The sequence below is a fragment of the Streptomyces durocortorensis genome, from assembly GCF_016901035.1.
GTDB classification, from domain to species: domain Bacteria; phylum Actinomycetota; class Actinomycetes; order Streptomycetales; family Streptomycetaceae; genus Streptomyces; species Streptomyces durocortorensis.
Window position 1 is genome coordinate 1 of sequence record NZ_JAFEUF010000522.1, and the last position, 1,006, is coordinate 1,006.

Annotated in this window: 1 protein-coding gene; it reads left to right on the plus strand. The window is 74.1% G+C overall.

Annotated elements, in window-relative coordinates:
- Nucleotides 1-1,006, plus strand: a 1,006-nt coding sequence (locus JS521_RS35870) for an MFS transporter (RefSeq protein WP_372448651.1), incomplete at both ends; no start/stop codon positions are given.

Here is a 1,006-nt window from a genome sequence, read left to right on the forward strand (position 1 = left end):
CGCCTCCCCCTCGTCCCCGCCGCCGGGGCGGTTGCGCGCCCTGCTGCCCGATCTCGCGCCGTGGCGTTCCTCGCCGGACTTCCGGCTGCTGTGGGTGCAGGGTCTGATCACGTACTTCGGCAGTTTCATGGCGCTCATCGCGCTGCCGCTCCAGATCAAGGACCTGACGGGCTCCCCGCTCGCGGTCGGGGCGATGGGCGCGGTGGAGCTGGTGCCGCTGGTGGTCTTCGGGCTGTACGGCGGGGCGCTCGCCGATGCTGTGGACCGGCGCCGGGTCATCCTGCTCACCGAGGCGGGGCTCGGCGTGCTCGCGGCGATCCTGCTGGTCAACGCGCTGCTGCCGGAACCGCTGCTGTGGCCGCTGTACGTGGTGGCCGGCGGGGTCGCGGCGCTGGCCGGGCTCCAGCGGCCCGCGCTGGACTCCCTGATGGCCCGGATCGTGCCGCACGCCCAGCAGACGGCGGCGGCGGCGCTGAACTCGCTGCGCTGGCAGATCGGGGCCATCGCGGGCCCGGCGCTGGCCGGTCTGGTGGTGGCGTACGCCGGTCACGGCACGGCGTACGGGGTGACGGTGTGCACGTTCGCCGCCTCCGTCGTCCTCTGCCTGCGGCTCACCCCAGCGCCGCCGGCCGGTGACGCCCAGAAGCCGTCGCTGCGCGGGATCGTCGAGGGGGCGCGGTACGCGTGGAGCCGGCCGGTGCTGCTGGGGACGTACGCGATCGACCTGGCGGCGATGTTCTTCGCCTTCCCGAACACGATCTTCCCGTTCCTGGCGGACGAGCTGGACGCGGAGTGGTCGCTGGGGCTGATGTACGCGGCGGGCTCGGTCGGTTCGCTGGTGCTGGGGCTGACCAGCGGCTGGACGAGCCGGGTGCGCAGGCACGGGCTGTTCGTGGTGTTCGGCGCGGCGGCGTGGGGTCTGGCGATCGCGGCGGCGGGCTGGTTCTCCAGCGTGTGGGTGGTGCTGCTCTGCCTGGCGGTGGCGGGGGCGGGCGACATGCTGAGC